This window comes from Thermocatellispora tengchongensis (assembly GCF_014202315.1).
Classification (GTDB): domain Bacteria; phylum Actinomycetota; class Actinomycetes; order Streptosporangiales; family Streptosporangiaceae; genus Thermocatellispora; species Thermocatellispora tengchongensis.
This window is the reverse complement of record NZ_JACHGN010000022.1, coordinates 80,138-95,360: the sequence shown is the minus strand read 5'-3', so window position 1 is coordinate 95,360 and position 15,223 is coordinate 80,138. Positions and strand designations below refer to the sequence as shown.

Annotated in this window: 11 protein-coding genes; 7 read left to right on the top strand and 4 right to left on the bottom strand. The window is 74.2% G+C overall.

Going from position 1 to position 15,223, the window contains the following annotated elements; translation table 11 throughout:
- Positions 1-4 precede the first annotated feature (4 nt).
- Complete coding sequence (gene hutU / locus HNP84_RS39190) at positions 5-1,660, bottom strand: urocanate hydratase (protein ID WP_185055204.1); 1,656 nt, start codon at positions 1,658-1,660, stop codon at positions 5-7.
- A gap of 1,294 nt (positions 1,661-2,954) precedes the next feature.
- Between hutU and HNP84_RS39185 the strand changes: the two genes are divergently transcribed.
- The 4 genes from HNP84_RS39185 to HNP84_RS39170 all read left to right on the top strand — a co-directional run bounded on the left by HNP84_RS39185 (position 2,955) and on the right by HNP84_RS39170 (position 9,183).
- Positions 2,955-4,682, top strand: a complete 1,728-nt coding sequence (locus HNP84_RS39185; RefSeq protein WP_312926758.1) for an ABC transporter ATP-binding protein — start codon at positions 2,955-2,957, stop codon at positions 4,680-4,682.
- Between the two features lie 121 nt (positions 4,683-4,803).
- The gene (locus HNP84_RS39180; RefSeq protein WP_185055118.1) at positions 4,804-6,192 is read left to right on the top strand and encodes a DUF4331 domain-containing protein; all 1,389 of its coding nucleotides are present in this window, start codon (positions 4,804-4,806) and stop codon (positions 6,190-6,192) included.
- Between the two features lie 115 nt (positions 6,193-6,307).
- Positions 6,308-7,642 carry a tetratricopeptide repeat protein gene (locus HNP84_RS39175; protein ID WP_185055117.1) on the top strand — a complete coding sequence of 445 codons (1,335 nt, stop codon included), beginning with the start codon at positions 6,308-6,310 and terminating at the stop codon, positions 7,640-7,642.
- The gene (locus HNP84_RS39170) at positions 7,639-9,183 is read left to right on the top strand and encodes a HoxN/HupN/NixA family nickel/cobalt transporter (RefSeq protein WP_185055116.1); all 1,545 of its coding nucleotides are present in this window, start codon (positions 7,639-7,641) and stop codon (positions 9,181-9,183) included. The genes HNP84_RS39175 and HNP84_RS39170 overlap by 4 nt, the downstream gene beginning before the upstream one ends.
- 62 nt (positions 9,184-9,245) lie before the next feature.
- Here the strand turns inward: HNP84_RS39170 and HNP84_RS39165 are convergent, their stop codons facing one another.
- Complete coding sequence (locus HNP84_RS39165) at positions 9,246-9,935, bottom strand: nucleotidyl transferase AbiEii/AbiGii toxin family protein (RefSeq protein WP_246519244.1); 690 nt, start codon at positions 9,933-9,935, stop codon at positions 9,246-9,248.
- Between the two features lie 253 nt (positions 9,936-10,188).
- Between HNP84_RS39165 and HNP84_RS39160 the strand changes: the two genes are divergently transcribed.
- Genes HNP84_RS39160 through HNP84_RS39150 form a run of 3 tightly spaced genes read left to right on the top strand, consistent with a single transcriptional unit; the run spans position 10,189 to position 13,318 of the window.
- Complete coding sequence (locus HNP84_RS39160; RefSeq protein ID WP_185055114.1) at positions 10,189-11,334, top strand: Gfo/Idh/MocA family protein; 1,146 nt, start codon at positions 10,189-10,191, stop codon at positions 11,332-11,334.
- Complete coding sequence (locus tag HNP84_RS39155; protein WP_185055113.1) at positions 11,331-12,485, top strand: dihydrodipicolinate synthase family protein; 1,155 nt, start codon at positions 11,331-11,333, stop codon at positions 12,483-12,485. Before HNP84_RS39160 ends, HNP84_RS39155 begins: the two co-directional genes overlap by 4 nt.
- A complete protein-coding gene (locus tag HNP84_RS39150; protein ID WP_185055112.1) occupies positions 12,482-13,318 on the top strand; it encodes a sugar phosphate isomerase/epimerase family protein in 837 nt (278 codons plus the stop codon). The genes HNP84_RS39155 and HNP84_RS39150 overlap by 4 nt, the downstream gene beginning before the upstream one ends.
- A gap of 16 nt (positions 13,319-13,334) precedes the next feature.
- Here the strand turns inward: HNP84_RS39150 and HNP84_RS39145 are convergent, their stop codons facing one another.
- On the bottom strand, positions 13,335-14,174 hold the full coding sequence (locus HNP84_RS39145; protein ID WP_185055111.1) for a sugar phosphate isomerase/epimerase family protein: 840 nt from the start codon (positions 14,172-14,174) through the stop codon (positions 13,335-13,337).
- Positions 14,171-15,193, bottom strand: a complete 1,023-nt coding sequence (locus tag HNP84_RS39140) for a LacI family DNA-binding transcriptional regulator (protein ID WP_185055110.1) — start codon at positions 15,191-15,193, stop codon at positions 14,171-14,173. Before HNP84_RS39140 ends, HNP84_RS39145 begins: the two co-directional genes overlap by 4 nt.
- Positions 15,194-15,223: the final 30 nt, after the last annotated feature.

Sequence of the window (15,223 nt, the reverse complement as noted above, 5' to 3'; positions counted from 1 at the left end):
GCCGTCACGGCTCGCGCATCGGAATCCGCACCCGCCGCTGGGCGGCCACGCTCACGGCGTCCTCGTAGCCGGCGTCCACATGCCGGATCACGCCCATGCCCGGGTCGTTGGACAGCACCCGCGCCAGCTTCTCCCCGGCCAGCGCGCTGCCGTCGGCCACCGTGACCTGCCCGGCGTGGATCGAGCGGCCGATCCCGACGCCGCCGCCGTGGTGGATCGACACCCACGACGCCCCGCTCGCCACGTTGACCATCGCGTTGAGCAGCGGCCAGTCGGCGATGGCGTCGGAGCCGTCGAGCATGCCCTCGGTCTCGCGGTACGGCGAGGCCACCGACCCGCAGTCGAGATGGTCGCGCCCGATCACGATCGGCGCCTGCAGCTCGCCCGAGGCCACCATGTCGTTGAACCGCTCCCCGGCCAGGTCGCGCTCGCCGTAGCCGAGCCAGCAGATGCGCGCGGGCAGCCCCTGGAACGCCACCTTCTCCCCCGCCATCCTGATCCACCGGGCCAGCGGCTCGTTGTCGGGGAACAGCGACAGGATGGCCCGGTCGGTGGCCGCGATGTCGGCCGGGTCGCCCGACAGCGCGGCCCACCGGAACGGCCCCTTGCCCTGGCAGAACAGCGGGCGGATGTACGCGGGCACGAACCCGGGGAAGGCGAAGGCCCGCTCGTAGCCGCCGAGCCGCGCCTCGCCCCGGATCGAGTTGCCGTAGTCGAAGACCTCGGCCCCCGCGTCCTGGAAGCCGACCATGGCCTCGACGTGCCGGGCCATCGACTCGCGGGCCCGCGCCGTGAAGCCCTCGGGGTCCTTGTCGCGCTCGGCGGCCATGTCGGCGAAGGCGATGCCGAGCGGCAGGTACATCAGCGGGTCGTGCGCGCTGGTCTGGTCGGTCACCACGTCGATCTCGGCGCCCATGCGCAGCAGCGCGGGCACGGCGTCGGCCGCGTTGGCCTCCACCCCGATCGACAGCGGGCGTCGGGCGTCACGCGCCTCGTACGCCAGCCGCAGCGCCTCCTCCAGCGAGGACGCCCGCACGTCCAGGTACCGGTGCCCGATGCGCCGCTCGATGGAGCGCGGGTCGCAGTCCACGCAGATGGCCACACCGCCGTTCATGGTCACCGCCAGCGGCTGCGCCCCGCCCATGCCGCCCAGCCCCGCGGTCAGCGTGATCGTCCCGGCCAGCGACCCGCCGAACCGCTTGGCCGCGACCGCGGCGAAGGTCTCGTACGTGCCCTGCAAGATGCCCTGGGTGCCGATGTAGATCCACGACCCGGCGGTCATCTGCCCGTACATGGTCAGCCCCGCGGCCTCCAGCCGCCGGAACTCCTCCCAGTTCGCCCACTCGGGCACCAGGTTGGAGTTCGCGATCAACACCCGCGGCGCCCACTCGTGCGTACGCATCACGCCCACGGGCCGCCCGGACTGCACCAGCAGCGTCTCATCCCCGTCCAGCCGCGTCAGCGACCGGGTGATCGCCTCGAACGAGGCCCAGTCACGCGCCGCCTTACCCGACCCGCCGTACACCACCAGCCGCTCAGGATGCTCCGCCACCTCCGGGTCCAGGTTGTTGCAGATCATCCGCAACGCCGCCTCCTGCGGCCACCCCTTCGCGGTCATCGCGCTCCCCCGCGCCGCCCGCACGACCCGGCTCTCCGCCATCCCCGGCACCCCTCCCATGTTGAATGAACTCATTCAGCATCATCCCCCCACCCCACCCCGGTCAACCCGCGACGGGCCGCGAACCGGAAAAGAGAGACACACCAGCCCGCACGAACCGCACCGGGGAGTGTCCAGGCAGCGGTGCATCTCCCAAAAGACGGGACGGGACGTAGTACCGGAATGTGCGTGCCCTCCCGCTGCCTCCTCCCGAACTCGGACACACCCGCCCGGCGCAGCACCTCTGCTCCCAGGCTCACCTCCGCCCACAGCACCCCGCCGCGACCTCCGCCCCCATCGGCACCTCCGCCACTGACACCCCGCCCGCACTCGCACCCGCCCCGCTCCACCTGGCCGCCACCGGTGCCACTTCGCACCCACGCTGGTGGGGGCGACGGTCTTATGGGGGCAGGTGCCTGCGGGGGCAGGGGCTGTCGCTGAGGCAGAGCTCCCCCTGGGCGGTGTGGCCCGGGTAGGGCAGGAGTGGCGGTGGATAAGCGGTGGCCGGGGGTGGGGGCAGCGGTGCTAGTGGGTGCGTGGTGCGCAGTGCAAGGTGGCCCGCGGCGCCGGCTGCGTGCAAGGCGACCCCGCAGCGCGAGGTGCCTGCGAGGTGACCGCGCGGCGCGGTGCCAGGTGGCGGCACGGCCGAGATGCGCGCCAGATGGCGCGCGGCGCGAGGTGGGCGCCAGGTGGCGACGCGACGCAGAGCGCGCCAGGCGGCGGCGCGGCGCGAGGCGCGCGCGAGGTGGCGCGGAGTACGGGGTGGGTGCCAGGTGGCGACGCGGCGCAGCGCGCCGGGCAGCGGCGCGGCGGGAGGCGCGCGCGAGGTGGCGCGGAGTACGGGGTGGGTGCCAGGTGGCGACGCGGCGCAGACTACGTGCCAGGCGGCGGCGCGGCGCGAAGGCCACTGCGAGGTGGCGTGGGGGGCGGGGTGGGTGCGACGTGGCGGGCGGCGCGGGGTTCGTGCCGGGTGGCGACGTGGCGGGTGGTGGAGCGGGTGGGGTGGGGTCATGAGGGGGCATCCCCTGCGGGTTCCGCCGGAGATGCCCCCAACGGCCGCAGTCCCGGGCGCACGCCCCGGGAAACCGGCCCCCCTTGTGCGGAAAGGAGAGGCTCCGCACAGCCGAAGTTCCCGGTTTCCTGCTCGTCAATCGCGCTGCGCGGCGAAGTGGCTTCATCCTTTGTGCGGAACTGACCTCCTACTTTGTAATGATTTCCGGTCCTCTCCGGCTCGGGGTGGAACGGAGGCGATCATCCGGGCCGTTTCACGGACGTGATTCCCCGAGGGTCGTGGCGGTTGTTGCTCACGCACATCAGGCCGCAGAAGTGGATGTTGGTCGCCGGCGGTCTGCTCGGCTTCGTGGGCGGGATGGCGGGGCTGGCCGAGCCGCTGGTCGCGAAGACGGTGATCGAGGCGTTCGGGTCGGGCGGGTCGCTCGCCGGGCCGATCGTGCTGTTGACGGTGCTGGTGCTGTGCGGGGCCGCGATCTCGGCCGCCGGGTCGTACGTGCTGGAGCGCACCGCCGAGAGCATCGTGCTGAGCGCCCGGCTCGGGCTGGTCGGGCGCATGCTGCGGTTACGCGTGCACGATGTGGACCGGCTCAAGCCCGGCGACCTGCTGTCGCGGGTGACCGCCGACACGACGCTGCTGCGCGCGGTGTGCACCAGCGGCGTGACCAACGGGATCACGGCCGTGTTCATGCTGATCGGGTGCGTGGCCCTGATGGCGGCCATGGACCCGGTGCTGCTCGGGGTCACGCTCGGTGTGCTGACCCTGATCGCGGCGATCGGGCTGTTCGTGTTCCCGCGCATCGGCCGGGCCACCGCGCAGGCGCAGATGGCGCTCGGCGAGATGGGCGCCGGGCTGGACCGCGCGCTGCAGGCGTTCCGTACGGTCAAGGCGTCGGGGGCGGAGGCGCGCGAGACCGAGGCCGTGCGGGTGGCGGCGCGGGAGGCGTGGCGGCGCGGCGTGACCGCGGCCCGCTGGAGCGCCATCGCGGGCACCTCGACCTGGCTCGGCGTGCAACTGGCCTTCCTGGCGGTGCTCGGGGTCGGCGGGATCAGGGTGGCGAACGGGTCGCTGGAGATCTCGGCGCTGATCGCGTTCCTGCTCTACCTGTTCTACCTGACCGGTCCGATCTCGATGCTGGTCGAAGGCGTCACCCAGCTCCAGACCGGGCTGGCGGCGGTGACCCGGCTGCGCGAGATCGAGGACCTGGAGACCGAGCCGCTGGACGAGCCGGTCGCGGAGAAGGAGAGCACGCCGGCGGCGCTGTCGCTGCGCGATGTGCACTTCCACTACGGCGAGGACCGCTCGCCCGCGCTGCACGGCGTCTCGTTCGAGGTGCCGGCGGGCGGCATGACCGCGCTGGTCGGCCCGTCGGGCGCGGGCAAGTCCACGATCTTCGCGCTGCTCGAACGCTTCTACGAGCCGGCGTCCGGGTCGATCCTGATCGACGGCCGCGATCTGACCGAGCTGCCGCTGCCGGAGCTGCGTGCCGCGATCGGCTACGTGGAGCAGGACGCGCCGGTGCTCGCCGGGTCGCTGCGGGAGAACCTGGTCTTCGGCGCGCCCGGCGCCACCGACGCCGAGATCGCCGAGGTGCTGCGGCGTACGCAGCTCACCGACCTGGTGGAGCGGCTGCCCGAAGGGCTGGAGACGGCGGTCGGGCACCGGGGGCAGATGCTCTCGGGCGGCGAGCGGCAGCGGGTGGCCATCGCGCGGGCGCTGCTGCGCCGGCCCCGGGTGCTGCTGCTCGACGAGGCCACCTCCCAGCTCGACGCGGTGAACGAGATGCGGCTGCGCGAGGTCATCGACGAGGTTGCGGGCGAGACGACCGTGCTCGTGATCGCGCATCGCCTGTCCACGGTCACCGGCGCCGACCGGATCGTGGTGCTGGAGGCCGGCCGCGTACGCGCGATCGGCACGCACGCCGAGCTGGTGTCCGGCGACGCGCTGTACCGGGAGCTGGCCACCACCCAGTTCGCGGCCGACTCCGAGATCATGACCTCCGTGGAGGGCTGAGGGGAGGCGGCCCCGGAACTCGCGCCAATCCGCGGACGCTCCAGCGGCGAATAGAGGGTCGAGGAACCCCGGCCGGGTCCTTGGACACACCCTCATCCTTGGTCGAAAGGACCGAACCGACATGGAGCTCCGGATCAACCGGCGCGCGCTGGTCGGGCTGGGCGTCGCGGGGGCGCTGGCCGCTTCCTCGTTCGCACTGCTCCGCACCGATACCGGTGTGGCGTCCTCGCACCGCGAGGCGCCGATGATCGCGGGCGACCCGCGTAACGACACCACCGACGTCTACGCGTTCGTCAGCCCCGACAAGGCCGACACCGTGACCCTGCTGGCGAACTGGATCCCGTTCCAGGAGCCCAACGGCGGCCCGAACTTCTACTCCTTCGACACGCGCTCCCGCTACAACATCAAGATCGACAATGACGGCGACGCGCGTCCCGACGTCGTCTACCAGTGGACGTTCCGCGACGACGACAGGCGGGGCAACGCCACCTTCCTGTACAACAACGGGCCGGTGACCTCGCTCAACGACCCGAACCTGCTGTTCCGGCAGCGCTACACGCTCAAGCGGATCACCGGATCGGGGACCAGGACGCTGGTGCACGACGGCGTCGTCGCGCCCAGCAACGTCGGCACCGCGTCCATGCCCGACTACGGGGTGCTGCGCGACCAGGCCGTCGTGGGCATCCCGGGCGGCGGCAAGACCTTCGCCGGCCAGGCCGACGAGCCGTTCTTCCTGGACCTGCGGGTGTTCGACCTGCTGTACGGCGGCAACCTGTCCGAGGTCGGCCAGGACACCACCAAGGGCTACAACGTCAGCACGCTGGCCGTCCAGGTGCCCGCCGCCGAGGTGGCGCTGCGGCACGACGTCCGGCGCAACCCGGTCATCGGCGTGTGGGCGACCACCGACAAGAGGGGGCCCGACGGCTGGGTGCAGGTCTCGCGGCTGGGCAACCCGCTGGTCAACGAGGTCGTGGTCCCGGCCGGGCTGAAGGACGCGTTCAACGCGCTGCCCCCGGCCAAGGACGCCGGCGTCGCGCCGGTCGTCAAGCGGGTCACCGACCCCGAACTGCCCAAGCTGATCGAGGCCGTCTACGGCATCAAGGCACCGAAGACGCCGCGCAACGACCTGGTCGAGATCTTCCTGACCGGCATCGCGAAGAGGAACGGCCCGATCAAGGCCGACCTGAACTCGCAGATCCTGAACAAGGACGCCGACCCGGACCGGTTCCGCCCCTCGGAGATGCTGCGGCTGAACATGGCGATCCCGCCGGCCAAGGACCCCAACCGGCTCGGCGTGCTCGCCGGCGACCTGGCCGGCTTCCCGAACGGCCGCCGCCTCACCGACGACGTGGTGGACATCGAACTGCAGGCCGTGGAGGGCGCCGCGCTGACCGGCAAGCTCGTCCAGGCCCTGGCGGCGGGCGACAAGGTGGACCGCAACGACAAGCCGTTCGGCACCTCCTTCCCGTACGTCCCGCTGCCCAGCGGCAAGGCCGTCAACCGGAGCTGACGGCGGCGGCACACACCGGCACGAACCGGCACACATCGGCATAGACCGGCACAGACCGCGGGGCTCGCTCCCCCCACCCGGCGAGCCCCGCTTCCGCCGCCCCTGAGAGGCCCAGATGGACGAGGCCCAGATGGACATCGCACGTAGAAGGCTCGCGCGCCGGGCCGCCCTGCCGGCCGCCGTGGTCGCGGTGGCGGCGGCCCTCACCGCGGGCGCCGCACTCCTCCCCGGAGAGCGGCCACCACCACCGCCGCCGCCCGCCGCCACCGTCCCGCAGGCGGCGTACGGCGAGGACCTGCACGGGGTGACCGACCTGAACGCCCTGGTCGCGGGACTGCAGGCCCGGCTGGCCCGGCTCCCGCGCGACCACACGGCCTGGGCCACGCTCGGCTCGGCCTACGTCGAGCAGGCCCGGCTCACCGCCGACCCCTCCTACTACCCCAAGGCCGAGCGCGCGCTGGCGACCTCCCTGGCCCTGTCCCCCGGGAACCACGCCGCGCTGACCGGGCAGGCCGCGCTGGCGGCGGGGCGGCACGACTTCGCCGAGGCCGTGCGCCTGGCCACGCTCTCGGCCAGGGCCAACCCGTACGGTCCCGCCGCGCAGGGCGTGCTCGCCGACGCCTACACCCAGCTCGGCCGGTACGCCGACGCCGAGGCCGCCATCGGCCGCATGCTGCGCCTGCGCCCCGGAGTCGCGGCCTACACCCGGGCCTCGTACGCCGCCGAGCTGCGCGGCGACGCCGAGGAGGCCCGCCGGATGCTGGAGCTGGCGCTGGCCGACGCGTACCTGCCCGCCGACGTGGCGTACTGCGAGTTCCACCTCGGCGAGCTGGCGCTGCGCTCGGGCGACCCGGACGGCGCGCGGCGGAGGTACGCGCGGGCGCTGGCCGCGTACCCGGCCTTCACCCCGGCGCTGGCCGGGCAGGCCCGTGCCCTGGCGCTGGCCGGACGGCTCGCCGAGGCCGCGCAGGCGTACGCCGAGGTGGTGGCCCGCCTGCCGCTCCCCCAGTACGTCGTGGAGTACGGCGAGGTGCTGATCAAGACGGGCGCGGACCCGTCGGCGCAGTGGCGGCTGCTGGCCGCCCAGCGCCGGCTGGGCGAGGCGGCGGGCGTGCGCGACGACCTGACCTGGGCCGAGTACCAGGCCGACCACGGCGACCCGGCGGCGGCCGTCCGGCACGCCAGGGCCGAGTACGCGCGCAACCCCAACCTGGTCGCCGCCGACGCCCTGGCCTGGGCCCTGCACCGCGCCGGGGAGTCCGCCGAGGCCCTGGAGCACGCCAGGAAGGCCACCGCCACCGGCTGGCGCAACGCGCTGCTGCGGCACCACCGCGCCGAGATCGAGAAGGCCCTCGGCATGACGGACGCCGCCCGGCGTTCCGCACGCCTGGCGCGGGAGTACAACCCGCGCTTCGACCCCGACCTGCCCGCGCTCGCGAGGTTCTCATGATCGCCCCCTTGGTGCTGGCCGCCGTCGTCGCGGCCCACCCGCTCGGCAACTTCACCGTCAACCACTACGACGGCCTGCGTGTGTACGCCGACCGCGTGGAGAACGCGGCGGTGATCGACTCGGCCGAGCTGCCCACGCTCCAGGCCGCCTCGGAGGTCGAGGCCGCCGGCCCCGAGGCGTACGCGGCGACCCGCTGCGCCGACCTGGCCGCCGCGCAGCGCCTAACCGTCAACGGCGCACCGGTGGCCTGGACCGTGCGCGAGTCCGCCCTCACCTACGCCCCCGGCCAGGGCGGCCTGCGCACCAGCCGTCTGACCTGCGCTCTCACCGCTCCCGCCGACCTCGCGGGCACCGCCACGGTCGAGTTCGCCGACGGCTACCTCGCCGACCGGATCGGCTGGCGGGAGATCACCGCGGTCGCCGGGGGCGTACGCCTGGCCCGGTCGGACGTGCCGGCGAGCAGCGTGAGCGGCGAGCTGCGCGCGTACCCGGACGACCTACTGGCGAGCCCGCTCGATGTGCGCACCGCCACGCTGTCCGTCGCCCCCGGCTCGGGCGCCGCCGCGGCTCCGCTGCCCGGCATCGCCACCGGAGGCCCGATCGGGGAGGCGTTCGCCGCCCTGGACCGCACCTTCACCGGGCTGATCGGCGTCGAGTCGCTGACCGTGCCCCTCGGCCTGCTCGCCGTGCTGCTCGCGATCGTGCTCGGCGCCGGGCACGCCCTGATCCCCGGCCACGGCAAGACGGTCATGGCCGCCTACCTGGCCGGCCGCCGGGGCCGCCCCCGCGACGCGCTGGTCGTGGGCGCCACGGTCACGGCCACCCACACGCTGGGCGTGCTCGCGGTCGGCCTGCTCCTGACCGCCTTCTCCGCCCTGGCGGGCGAGACCGTGCTCGCCTGGCTGGGCCTGGCCAGCGGCCTGCTCATCACCGCCCTCGGCGCCCGCCTCCTGCACGCCGCCCTGCGCCCCGGCCACTCGCCGCCCACGACGGGCCACGGACACGGACACGGGCACGGACACGGGCACGGGCATGGGCATGGGCACAGGCATGGGCACGGCCACGGCCACGGACACGGCCACGGACACGGCCACGGCCACGGCCACGGCCATGGACACGGCCACGCCCATGGACACGGGCACGGACACGGGCAACTGGCGCTCCTGGAGCGTACGGAGACGGCGGAGACGGCCGGGGCGCCCGCCGTGAAGCGCACCGGCCGGGGCGTCCTGGTCGGCCTGGGCGTGGCGGGCGGGCTGGTGCCGAGCCCGTCGGCGCTGATCGTGCTGCTCGGCGCGATCGGCCTGGGCCGCACCTGGTTCGGGATCGCGCTGGTGACGGCGTACGGGATCGGGATGGCGGCCACGCTGACCGCGACCGGCCTGCTGCTGGTCAGGCTCGCCGGCCGCCTGGAGCGCCTGGCCCGCGCGGGCGGCGGCGTGGCGGCCCGCCTGTCGGCCCTGGCTCCGGCGGGCACGGCCGTCATGGTGGTGCTCCTCGGCCTGGGCCTGGCCGTACGCGGCCTCACCGGCGCGGCGTGACCCGGCGCTTGGGGTCAGCCGGGGTCGGGCTCAGCCGGGGTCGGGCTCAATCGGGGTCGGGCTCAATCGGGGTCGGGCACGTCGAAGTCGTAGCCCTCGGTGTCGCCGTCGTCGGTGCGCCGCAGCTTGATGTCCTCGACCCACTCACGCGCGAACCGGCGGATGTCGGCCACCTGCTCCTCATCGACCCCGTAGCCGAAGAACTCCTCGTCCCCGATGAGCTCCGCGAACTCCAGGCGCATCACGAGCTCGGCGAGCGAGAACTCCTCGTTGTGCAGCCGGGCCAGATGCTCCAGCTCGCGGAAGGTGTAATGGTCGCGCACGGCCGCGACGTCGATCAGGTCGCGGGCGAGGCTGCGCTCGTGCAGCGCCCGGAGCTGGAGCCCCACCGCGTCGTTCGCGGCCACCACCGGCACGTCACCGCACCGCACCGGAGGCTGCTGCAGAGCCTCGCGCAGGAGATGGAGTTCGCAGCGCTCCCCGGTCACGGGTTCGGTGACGATGAGGCGTCCCAGCCGGGCGTTCACCTCCGGCATGGCGACCTCCAGACCGTCTGCCCGGAACGCGTCGGCCACACCGTGGGCGATCTCGGGGAGCGGGGGACGGCTCCTGCCGGTCGCGAAGGCGAGATCGTCACCGGGCCGGTCGAGGAAGCCGTGCGCCTTCATCGCATACCCTCCGGCGAGCACCAGTCCGTAAGCCTCGTACAGGGGCAGGAGCACCGACACCAGCCGCTCGTGGAAGGCGGGCATGCGCATCAGGCGCAGGCCCCCCGCAGTGCCGGAATCCTGTTCTCCCAGGCGGCGCGGTAGCCGGGCCCGAGCCCCCTGCGCAGCGTCGGCCAGTCGGCTCTCAGGATGCGCGGTGAGATCACGCTTCGATTATGCCCGGCGGATTACGGTCCGTGAGCGGGTTCTCGCGCCGGATCCGGACGGTTGACGGCGGTGCGTGCCGGGCCTTACGTTTGAGCGGTCGGACGGGAAAGCGCTTTCCGAAGGGGCGAGCATGACAACACGGACCCTGGGCGTCGTGATGAACGGCGTCACCGGGCGGATGGGATACCGCCAGCACCTCCTGCGCTCGGTGCTCGCGATCAACGAGCAGGGCGGGGTGACGCTGGACGGGGGCGAGCGGGTGCTGCTCGATCCGGTGCTGGTGGGGCGGAGCGAGGCCAAGCTCGCCGACATCGCGGCCCGGCACGGGCTGGCGCGGTGGACCACCGATCTCGACACGGCGCTCGGCGACCCGGCGAACTCGGTGTACTTCGACGCGCAGGTGACCTCGGCGCGGGTCCCCGCGGTGGTGAAGGCGCTGGAGGCGGGCAAGCACGTCTACGTGGAGAAGCCCACGGCCGAGACGCTGGAGGACGCGACGATGCTGGCCCGGCGCGCGGCCGAGGCCGGGGTGAAGCACGGCGTGGTGCAGGACAAGCTGTTCCTGCCCGGCCTGCGCAAGCTGCGCCGCCTGATCGACGGCGGGTTCTTCGGCCGCATCCTGTCGGTGCGGGGCGAGTTCGGCTACTGGGTGTTCGAGGGCGACTGGCAGCCCGCGCAGCGGCCGTCGTGGAACTACCGCGCCGAGGACGGCGGCGGGATCGTGCTGGACATGTTCCCGCACTGGAACTACGTGCTGGAGAACCTGTTCGGCCGGGTCGAGGCGGTCATCGCCAAGGCGGTGACCCACATCCCGGTGCGCTGGGACGAGAACGGCCAGGAGTACAAGGCGACCGCGGACGACTCGGCGTACGGGATCTTCGAGCTGGAGGGCGGGATCGTCGCGCAGATCAACTCCTCCTGGGACGTGCGGGTGAACCGGGACGAGCTGGTGGAGTTCCAGGTGGACGGCACCGAGGGCAGCGCGGTGGCCGGGCTGCGCCGGTGCCGGGTGCAGCACCGCTCGGCCACGCCGATGCCGGTGTGGAACCCCGACCTGCCCGCGACGTACGGGTTCCGCGACCAGTGGCAGGAGGTCCCCGACAACGAGGAGTTCGACAACGGGTTCAAGGTGCAGTGGGAGATGTTCGTCCGGCACGTGCTGGAGGACGCGCCGTTCCCGCACGACCTGGCCTCGGGCGCGCGCGGCGTGCAACTCGCCGAGCTGGGCCTGCGCTCCTCCGCCGAGGGCCGCAGGATCGAGGTGCCCGAGCTGTGACGACGCTGCTGCTGCCCACGGCCGGCGGGCGGCTGGAACCGTACACCACCCGCGAGCCCGTGACCTGGCGCAAGCCGGCCATCGCGCCGTCGAGCCGCATCGCGTACGCCGCCGCGCACGTCGTCGCCGACCCGCTCGGCGACAACACCCCGGGGCGGCCCGCGGCGGTGGACTGGGAGGCGACGATGCGCTTCCGGCGGCACCTGTGGTCGTACGGGCTGCGGGTGGCCGACGCGATGGACACCGCGCAGCGGAACATGGGCCTGGACTGGGCCGCCACCGGCGAGCTGATCCGGCGCAGCGCCGCCGAGGCCCGTGACTTCGGCGACCCGGCCGTGCTGCTGGGCTGCGGCGCGGGCACCGACCAGGCCCCGGGCGCGGCCACGCTGGACGCGGTCGTGGCGGCGTACGAGGAGCAGGTGGCGCTGGTCGAGGACGCCGGGGCGGGGGTCATCCTGATGGCCAGCCGGCAGCTCGCCGCGACGGCCGAGGGCCCGGAGGACTACCACCGCGTGTACGGCCGCCTGCTCGGCCAGGTGCGCCGGCCGGTGATCCTGCACTGGCTGGGCGAGATGTTCGATCCCAACCTGGCCGGCTACTGGGGGTCGAAGGACCTCGGCGAGGCCACCGAGTCGTTCCTGGCGCTGGTCGCCGGGCACGCGGACAAGGTGGACGGGGTGAAGGTCTCGCTGCTCGACGCCGAGCACGAGGTGCGGCTGCGGGCCGCGCTGCCGCCCGGCGTGAAGCTCTACACCGGCGACGACTTCAACTACCCGGAGCTGATCCGGGGCGGGAGCCACGCGCTGCTCGGCATCTTCGACGCCATCGCGCCCGCCGCCTCGGCCGCGCTGACCGCGCTGGACGCGGGCGACCTCGCGGAGTACGACCGGCTGCTCGCGCCGACCGTGCCGCTGTCGCGGCACATCTTCCAGGCCCCGACGTTCCACTACAAGACGGGCATCGTCTTCCTCGCCTGGCTGGCCGGGCACCAGGACGGGTTCGTGATGGTCAACGGCGCGCAGAGCGCCCGGTCCATCCCGCACCTCGCCGAGGCGTTCCGGCTCGCCGACCGGGCGGGCCTGCTGCCCGATCCCGAGCTGGCCGCCTGGCGCATGACGGCCCTGCTGCGCACCGCCGGGGTGACCGGATGATCTCCCGGCTGTCGCTGAACCAGTGGACGACGCGGAACTGGAGCCTGGAGGAGGCGGTCGCGGGCTGCGTGCGGCACGGCATCCCGGCGATCGGCGTCTGGCGCGAGCAGTTGCACGAGTGCGGGCTGGAGCGGGCGGTGAAGCTGCTCGCCGACAGCGGGCTGCGGGTCTCGTCGCTGTGCCGGGGCGGGTTCCTCACGGCCGGGGGCGAGGAGGCGCTGGCCGGCAACCGGCGGGCGATCGACGAGGCGGCGGCGCTGGGCGCGCCGTGCCTGGTCATGGTCGTCGGCGGGCTCCCCGGCGTGCCGCCGGGGGGCGCCCCGGGGCCCGGCTTCTCCCGCTCGCTGGCGGGGGCGCGGGAGCGGGTGGCCGAGGCGCTGGCGGAGCTGGCCCCGTACGCGGGCGAGCGCGGCGTGCGCCTGGCGCTGGAACCGCTGCACCCGATGTACTGCGCCGACCGGGCCGTGCTGTCCACCCTCGCCCAGGCGCTCGACCTGGCCGAGGCCCACCCGGTGGAGCAGGTCGGCGTGGTGGTGGACACCTTCCACGTGTGGTGGGACCCGCGGCTGCCGGAGCAGATCGCCCGCGCGGGCGCGCGGATCGCGTCGTACCAGGTGTGCGACTGGCTGCAGCCGCTCCCGGCCGATGTGCTGCTGGGGCGGGGCATGATGGGCGACGGCGTGATCGACTTCCCGCCCATCACCGCGGCCGTGGCCGCCGCCGGCTACACCGGCGACATCGAGGTGGAGATCTTCAACGCCGACATCTGGGCCGCCGACCCGGACGAGGTCCTGGCCACGATGAAGCGCCGCTTCGCCGCGACGGTCGTGTAGTCCTCCTGGTCCTCGCCTAGTTCCCGCCGCCCGCCCAGGCGCGGGCGGCGGGCAGGATCTCGGCCACCGGGGCGACCTGGGGGTACCAGACGCGCTCCCACTCCAGGGAGATCCAGCCGGTGTAGGCGCGGGCGGCGAGCACCTCGCGTACGTCATCGAGGGGGACGCCGCCCGTGCCGAGCGGCACGGGCGTGGTGTCGGCGGCGCCGACGGCGTCCTTGATCTGCACGTAGCCGATGTGCCCGGCCAGCTCGGCGTGGGTGCGGGCCGGGGCCTCGCCGTTGCGCCAGGTGTGCAGGACGTCCCAGACGGCACCGGTGGCCTCGGGCACGGCGGCGGCGTCGAGCAGGCGGCGTACGGCGGCGCCGGTGCCGTGGGAGTCGTGCGTCTCGACCAGCACCCGCACGCCGCGCCCGGCCGCGAGCGGCGCGACGGCCCGCAGCCTGCGCGCGGCCCGCACGTCGGCCTCCGTGAGGCCGCCTGCCGGGTCGCCGCCCGCGGAGCCGCCACCGGGGCCGTCGCCGGCGCCCGGGAACACGCGCAGGAACGGGGCGCCCAGGTCGGCCGCGAGGGCGATCTCGGCGCGCAGCGTGCCGAGCACCTCGTCGTCGGGGGCGGGGGCGGCGACGCGGGTGTAGCCGGCCACGGCCAGGACGCGCAGCCCCGCGCCGGCGATCGTCGCGCGGGCCCGCTCGCGCCCGGCCGGGTCGAGGCCGGTATGCACGCCGTTGTCCGGATGGGCCCGCAGCTCCAGGCCCTCGCACCCTCCGGCCAGCGCCGTCGCGCACGCCTCCTCGACCCCGCACCCGGGCATGCCGAGCGTGCTCACGGCCAGGGGCCAGCGTGGTTCGCTCATGAGACTCTCCGGGTGCTCTCGCGCAGCACGACCTCGGCGGTGGCGGGTTCGGCGGCGGGCCCGGTGGTGGCCAGGGCCAGCTCCACCGCGCGGCGGCCCATGTCGGCCAGGGGCAGGCGGACGGTGGTCAGCGAGGGGGTGAGGTCGCGCAGGGTGGGGATGTCGTCGAAGCCGGCGACCGAGATCTGCTCGGGCACGGCCACGCCGTGGGCGCGCAGGGCGGCGAGCGCGCCCACGGCCATCACGTCGTTGACCGCGAAGACGCAGGTGACGCCGGCGGCGGTGGTGTCGCGGAGGGCGAGGAGGCGCTCGGCCGCGAGGTAGCCGCCGTCGCGGTCGAAGGGGCCGGGGATCAGCAGGGGCTCGGGCAGGCCGGCGGCGGCCAGCCCGGCGGTGAAGCCCTCGACCCGATCGACGGCGGTCAGCAGGAACGACGGGCCGGTCAGCACGGCGAAGCGGGTGTGGCCCAGGCCGGCCAGGGCGCGGGCCAGCTCGTACGCCCCCGCGCGGTTGTCGGGGACCACGGTGTCCACGCCCAGGAGGTCCTGGCCGATCAGAGCCGCCCTGCCGCCGCCGCCCTGGAACCGGTCGATCTCGGCGCGCAGCCGCTCGGTGACCGTTTCGTCGGCGATGCGGCTGCCGGCGAGCACGATGGCGCGTACGCGCTGGGCGCGGAGGGTGGCGACGTAGCCGATCTCGGCCTCGGGGTCGCGGAAGGTGGTGCCGACCATGACCGACAGGCCGTGCCGTTCGGACTCGCGCACGACGGCGTTGGCCACCACGGCGAAGTAGGGGTCGGACAGGTCGTGCACGACGAGCCCGAGGATGTCGCTGGCGCTGCGGGCCAGGGCCTGGGCCGCCCGGTTGGTGGTGTAGCCCAGCTCGGCGGCTGCGCGCTCGACCCGTTCGCGCAGCGCCCGGCCGACCTGCCGGGTGCTGCCGTTGAGCACCCTGGACGCGGTGGCCAGCGAGACGCCCGCGTGACGGGCGACGTCTTCGAGCGTGGCGTCGCGCGGCATCGCTGCTCCCCTCGATTCAGCCAGGAAAAC

What these genes read in the sequence shown, in the direction of transcription:
- HNP84_RS39165 (WP_246519244.1), bottom strand. Translation starts at nt 9,935, where the DNA reads ATGCCCGCCTTCCACGAGCGGCTGGTGTCGGTGCTCCTGCCCCTGTAC.
- HNP84_RS39170 (WP_185055116.1), top strand. Translation starts at nt 7,639, where the DNA reads ATGATCGCCCCCTTGGTGCTGGCCGCCGTCGTCGCGGCCCACCCGCTC.
- HNP84_RS39180 (WP_185055118.1), top strand. Translation starts at nt 4,804, where the DNA reads ATGGAGCTCCGGATCAACCGGCGCGCGCTGGTCGGGCTGGGCGTCGCG.
- HNP84_RS39160 (WP_185055114.1), top strand. Translation starts at nt 10,189, where the DNA reads ATGACAACACGGACCCTGGGCGTCGTGATGAACGGCGTCACCGGGCGG.
- hutU (WP_185055204.1), bottom strand. Translation starts at nt 1,660, where the DNA reads ATGGCGGAGAGCCGGGTCGTGCGGGCGGCGCGGGGGAGCGCGATGACC.
- HNP84_RS39140 (WP_185055110.1), bottom strand. Translation starts at nt 15,193, where the DNA reads ATGCCGCGCGACGCCACGCTCGAAGACGTCGCCCGTCACGCGGGCGTC.
- HNP84_RS39150 (WP_185055112.1), top strand. Translation starts at nt 12,482, where the DNA reads ATGATCTCCCGGCTGTCGCTGAACCAGTGGACGACGCGGAACTGGAGC.
- HNP84_RS39175 (WP_185055117.1), top strand. Translation starts at nt 6,308, where the DNA reads ATGGACGAGGCCCAGATGGACATCGCACGTAGAAGGCTCGCGCGCCGG.
- HNP84_RS39145 (WP_185055111.1), bottom strand. Translation starts at nt 14,174, where the DNA reads ATGAGCGAACCACGCTGGCCCCTGGCCGTGAGCACGCTCGGCATGCCC.